Origin of the sequence: Dyadobacter sp. (genome assembly GCF_051859145.1) — a bacterium.
Taxonomy (GTDB): domain Bacteria; phylum Bacteroidota; class Bacteroidia; order Cytophagales; family Spirosomataceae; genus Dyadobacter.
The window spans coordinates 1-5,864 of record NZ_JBHYGF010000273.1; the positions used below are offsets into that span (position 1 = coordinate 1).

The 5,864-nt window shown below is 48.6% G+C and carries 4 protein-coding genes; 3 read left to right on the forward strand and 1 reads right to left on the reverse strand.

The window, feature by feature from the left end:
• The first annotated feature begins 288 nt into the window (after positions 1–288).
• The 3 genes from ACTIE6_RS15810 to ACTIE6_RS15820 all read left to right on the forward strand — a co-directional run bounded on the left by ACTIE6_RS15810 (position 289) and on the right by ACTIE6_RS15820 (position 4,062).
• A complete protein-coding gene (locus ACTIE6_RS15810; RefSeq protein WP_439557560.1) occupies positions 289–1,188 on the forward strand; it encodes an ROK family protein in 900 nt (299 codons plus the stop codon).
• Positions 1,189–1,260: 72 nt separating this feature from the next.
• Positions 1,261–2,451 carry a DUF1624 domain-containing protein gene (locus ACTIE6_RS15815; protein WP_439557561.1) on the forward strand — a complete coding sequence of 397 codons (1,191 nt, stop codon included), beginning with the start codon at positions 1,261–1,263 and terminating at the stop codon, positions 2,449–2,451.
• Positions 2,452–2,523: 72 nt separating this feature from the next.
• The gene (locus tag ACTIE6_RS15820) at positions 2,524–4,062 is read left to right on the forward strand and encodes an SMP-30/gluconolactonase/LRE family protein (RefSeq protein WP_439557562.1); all 1,539 of its coding nucleotides are present in this window, start codon (positions 2,524–2,526) and stop codon (positions 4,060–4,062) included.
• Positions 4,063–4,354: 292 nt separating this feature from the next.
• Here the strand turns inward: ACTIE6_RS15820 and ACTIE6_RS15825 are convergent.
• The coding region (locus ACTIE6_RS15825) for a hypothetical protein (RefSeq protein ID WP_439557563.1) at positions 4,355–5,864 on the reverse strand (1,510 nt) is incomplete at its 5' end.

Below are 5,864 nucleotides of genomic sequence, written 5' to 3' on the forward strand. Positions count from 1 at the left end.
CACACGCAGCAAGCTTCTTCCTTTATTTCAATGGGCGTAGTAGGCGGCGCATTTTTCCCATTCGCAATGGGTGCAGTAGCCGAACACAACGTAGCCACAGCCTACTACCTGCCGATTATCTGCTATACCGTGATATTTTTGTTTGGATATAAATTTTATAAAGTAAAGTGACTTCGGCCGTCGGCTTTTGGCAGTCGGCTTTTATGCTGTCATTAACTGAAGAAAGGCCGATGGCTGATTGCCGACGGCCGATTGCCACCCAAATCAATTTTAACTATTAAAAAATAAATGAAACTCTGGGGGATTGACTTAGGAGGTACTAAAATAGAATGCGCGGTGCTGGACTCTGCGCAGAATCTGGAAGTGATAGCGAGAATGCGCCTGCCGACTGAATCGGCCAAAGGATATGAGCATATTTTGTCTCAGATCAAGAGACTGATCGATATGGTATCCGAACAGGTAGGGGAGCGCCCGACCAAAATTGGGTTTGCTACGCCGGGAGTGCTGGAACCGGATTCTCAGCTGATGAAAAATTCAAATACAACCTGTCTGAACGGAATGCCGCTCAAAGCGGATTTGCAGAAAATTCTCGATGTGCCCTGTCAGCTTGCCAATGATGCCAACTGCTTTGCACTGGCGGAAGCATTAATGGGAGCTGGTAAAGAACACCATTCAGCCGAAGTTGTTTTCGGGGTGATCATGGGTACAGGCGTAGGTGGCGGATTGGTGGTTAATAACAAAATTATCTCAGGGCATCACGGTATCGGTGGCGAATGGGGCCATAATATATTGGAAGAAAACGGCCAGCCTTGCTATTGTGGTAAAGCAGGTTGTGTGGAACAAGTGATCTCCGGTCCCGCATTGGAAAGGTTTTACGAGCAGCAAAGCGGCGAGCGTCTCACCATGAAAGTGATCCTGGAAAGGTATCGCGAAGGAAATGACGTGCACGCAAATGCTACTATCGAGCGGCTTCTTGAATATTATGGCCGTGCTATTTCTACATTGATCAATGTGATCGATCCGGGATTGATCGTCATCGGTGGCGGGGTAGGTAATGTGGATTTGCTTTATACAGCAGGCTACGAGCGAATCAGGAAGTACATTTTCAATAAAGGTGTGGTTACCACACCGATTGTGAAACCCAAGCTGGGAGACAGTGCGGGTGTTTTTGGCGCAGCTTTGCTCTGAAATTCACGCTAGCGGAACCAGTGCCGGTCTGTCGTTTGAAAAATAGTTCGTTAACCATAACGCTCCATTACAGTGACAAACGCAAAGGCAGTTCAGCGTATCCAGTCCATTGACATCGTCCGGGGCCTGATCATCGTGATCATGGCGCTGGACCATGTCCGTGATTATTTCCATATCACCGCATTTACCGGTGACCCGCTCGACCCGAAGACCACGACGGGAATCCTCTTCTTTACGCGCTGGATTACCCACCTTTGCGCACCGTCTTTCATGCTGCTTTCGGGCATTTCCGCGTATTTGTCCGGACAAAACAAAACCCCGGCAAGTACCTCTTCTTTCCTGATCAAACGCGGTTTCTGGCTGATTCTGGTCGATGTAGTCTTCATGACTTTCGGCTTTACATTTGATATTACCTTTAAAAACATCCTGCTTGCGGTACTCTGGGCGTTGGGCGGGAGTATGATCCTGCTGGGTTTGCTGGTGCGTTTTCTGTCGCCGAAAGCTATTTTAGCTGTCGGGCTGTTTATCGTGTTTGGCCACAATCTTCTGGATTACATCAAGGTCGCGCCCAATTCTCCGGCCGATATTGTACTCAGTATATTTTTTACAGGAGGAGGCAAGTTCATTCCCCGCGGTGACGGCGGTAACATTGCATTTTTGTACGTGATTGTGCCCTGGGCTGGCATTATGATGTCAGGCTACGGACTGGGAACGCTATATGGCAGGAGCTTCCCGGCTGAAAACCGCAGGAAGATCCTTGTGATCACAGGTGTGGTGCTAACGATCCTTTTTGTTTTGTTGCGATTATTTAACCAATATGGCGATCCTGCGCAGTGGAGTGTGCAGGAGGAGGGTTTCCGTACTTTTCTGTCTTTTATGAATGTGCGTAAATACCCGCCCTCGTTGTTATTCACACTTGCTACGCAGGGACCGGTATTGTTGCTCTTAGCCTTGGCCGAGCACTGGAATAATGTACTTACCCGATTCTTCACAGTTTACGGAAAAGTGCCTTTCTTCTTTTTTGTAGTGCATTTCTATCTGATACATTTTGTCAGTGCCATTGCGGTTCTTGCTTCGGGTTATACCTGGGCGCAGGCTACCGACGAAAATCTCTTTTTCAAATTCCGGCCTGATAACTTTGGCTACGGGCTTGGCTGGGTTTACATTGTTTGGATCCTGATCGTGCTGGCTCTTTACATTCCATGCAAATGGTTTGGTGAATACCGGGCACGTGCGCGCAAATGGTGGTTGAGTTACTTGTAGCTTGTCATAAATACCCTGGCAAGTAGAAATGTATCTTCTTCATTTTATTACAACAACCTAAACATGGCTGTAATGAAATACCTGTTTTTACTGGCATTTTGCCTGTGCGCTTTCCGGAGTTTGGCGCAAGACAATGCGGAGAATTATCCGGTCGATCCGGCGTCCCAGCAACAAGCCAACGTGCCGAAAGGGGAAGTCCTGAAATTTACATTTGAAAATTCTAGAATATTCCCCGGTACCTGGCGCGAGTACTGGGTGTACGTGCCTGCACAATATAAACCCGAACAACCTGCCTGTGTTTATGTGAACCAGGATGGAATTCAATGGAATGCGCCTACGGTTTTTGATAACCTCATTCACAGCAAGGAAATGCCGGTTACGATTGGCGTATTCGTCATGCATGGAAAGGTGCGTGCCGCCGATCCGGCAAAGGCAAACGACCGCTTTAACCGCAGCTATGAATACGACGGGCTGGGCGATGCCTATGCGCGCTTTATCCTGGAAGAAATATTGCCGGAAGTGGAGAAGCAAAAGACAAGTGACGGTCGTGCAATTTATTTATCCAAGAATGGAAATGACCGGGCAATTGGCGGGTCAAGTAGCGGAGCAGTTTGTGCATTCACAGCTGCCTGGGAAAAGCCGGCTGAATTCTCCCGTGTTTTTAGTGCGATCGGTACGTATGTAGGGCTGCGTGGTGCTGATCGTTACCATACATTGGTCCGTAAATTTGAACCTAAACCCATTCGGATCTACATGCAGGACGGTGCTAACGATCTGAACATCTACGCAGGGGACTGGTGGATGGCGAACCAGACCATGTTGCGTGCGCTCACATTTGCGGGTTACGAAGTAATGCATCAATGGGGCGAAGGCGAGCACAATGGAAAGCACGGCTCAGCCGTATTTCCCGAGGCAATGCGGTTTTTATGGAAAAACTGGCCGGAACCTGTGAAAAAAGGTAGTTCACAAAATCAGGTACTGTCTTCGATTTTGATCCCGGGCCAGGACTGGGAAGTAAGTGGTGAGGCCCGCCCTCAGTACATGCGCGCCAAAGCTTCTCCCATCAAGAATGATACGCTGAAATTGAGCAATGGAAATCAGTACATATTTGTACACCTCGGAAAGGTGAGACCGACGATTTATCTTCAAAAACCCGATCGCTCCAAAGTGGCGTTAGGCCAGCACGATCTGGACTTCGCAGGAATGGCTTTGTCGCCTGATCAAACCTTGCTTTATATTTCAGAGAAATCGTCGCATTGGATTTGGTCGTACCAGATCCAGCCAGATGGAACGCTGGCATATAAGCAAAAATTTGGCTGGCTGCATGTAGACGATACCGAAGAAGATGCGGGCGCAGGATCGATGGCTTGTGATCAGGAAGGCAGGATTTATGTAGCAACGAATTCGGGAGTACAGATTCTGGATCAAACCGGTCGGGTTAATGCAATTCTGCCAGCCCCGGACGAAGCGGCATTGAAGGTGGCTTTCGGCGGAAAGGATTCGGATGAACTTCACATCACTACACCCCGCAAGATCTATAAACGCAAGTTGAATGCGAAAGGGGTGATCGGGTTGGGAGCTGCTATTAAGCCTGCGTTGCCGAGGTTGTGACTACCCCCTGGCCCCCTGGGAGGGGGTAGGGGGCGAGGGTGAGCGCAGTACGAGCCAGCCCTTTCGGGGCGACCATCGATAAAACCATATCACGCTGGTCCGAAAGCCCCTGCGAGGCGATATATTGGTAACAAAAACTAACAGTACACGAGTCCGAAAGCCCCTTCGGGGCGAAACATCGGTAACAAAAGCTATCGGTACACGAGTCGGAAAGCCCCTTAGGGGCGAAATATCGGTTTCCTAGGGCGCGCCAGGCTTGCTCGTTTTTGGCAGCTTCGGTAAGCTGTCAATTTCATTCCATTACAATCCCGTCAAATCCATTCAGCTCAGCAACTTCGAGTTTTATTATACCATTTGTCCAGTCAAATTTCACAGGTTTGCCGCTGGCTAGGGAGAAGACTTTTTTAGGTTTTTTCTTGCATTCAAACTGAAAATGCAGATTAAACAAAGGCAAAGGTTCGAAATAGGTGTTGCCGCTGAATCCGGTCAGGTTGATCAAATGCAGGATTAGTCCGTCGCTGGTTTGCTTGTCCTGATTACCGACGGTATTGCGCGTAAATTCCTTTAAAATAGTCTCAACTCTTGCCGGCGCGTTGGTTTTGATCTGCTGCGTACTTTCTGGTAAAACATAGCTGATTGCATCCAGAAGCAGATTTTTGTGTTCCTGGTATCCGTGCATGTAGTAGATTTTACCAAGATTTACCGGAAAAATGAGCGCTTTGCTTTTTGGATGATTTTTGATCCCCATTGCATAGTAGCCGGTGGGGTCGTGGCCGCCGATGATTTCGGGCGGGCCCGGGCGACCTTTTGCAAGTACCGGCAGCAGCCTCTGGTCAGCTCCTGAGAGATCATACAAGCCGAGGTTAAATTTCCAGAAGATCATCTTCTGTCCTGCGAAGCTTTTTAAGATCGCGCGGTTGTCGGGCACGAGATAGTTGCCGGCCCCATCATTGTCTTTCTTCTCAATCTTTGCGCCGAACAGCATTTGTAAAGTTTCAGGAGTGTCGAAAAGGCTGCGGTTCGTCGCGATCACATGCGTGCCTGCATGAACGGCTTCTTTCAAAATCTGCAAAGCCTCGGGGTTGAGGTAAGTGATTTCGGGCAGGATCAGCAGCTTGTAACTTTTTACTTTCTCTGCCAGGTTGTGAATTTGCCCATCTTCAATAATATCAAACGGGATATGCGCCTCGCGTAACATCAGCTGAATGCCGCGATATTCCTGCATCGGCTCACCGCTTGGCCAGGCACCGGGCGCTACTACCGCGATTTTTGCAATGGATTTGTATTTGCCAAAGTAGGGCTCGTGCTTCTTATGAAATGCATATACCTTCTTAAAAACCTCAAAATTGCGCTCGTCTTCATAGCCACGCATGTCGCCCATCATGCTCATATCCAAGCCAGACCCGTTTGCAATATTCTCATAAAGGCGGATCTGTACTTCCTGCGGTTCAACTGCATTGTACCTCGACTGAAAAGAGATCTGCTGGATACTTGCATTGCTGATAATGTGGTCGGGAAAGGAGTTTACCGCATTGCCAACATTATCTGAGGCTGAATACGGCCAGTAGGGCAGGGTTGTCATACTCTGGGATTCGTGGCGGATAATGTCCACGAACTTATCCGAATAGGTGCAGATCGCAACCTGCTCATTTTTGGACTTTACCAGTTTGTGCAGCCGCTCCGACCAGTCTTCCACAGTATGTTTTTTGAATTCCAGGTATTTCTGGAAAAGCGGGTCTGCCTTGTTTTCTTCAGTAGGTAACTGCTGCCCACCTGAGAACGCAGCAAAGCGCTTTTTGTCA

Bases quoted from the DNA above. Each gene is read 5' to 3' on its own strand.
- ACTIE6_RS15820 (WP_439557562.1), top strand. From the start codon at position 2,524: ATGAAATACCTGTTTTTACTGGCATTTTGCCTGTGCGCTTTCCGGAGT.
- ACTIE6_RS15810 (WP_439557560.1), top strand. From the start codon at position 289: ATGAAACTCTGGGGGATTGACTTAGGAGGTACTAAAATAGAATGCGCG.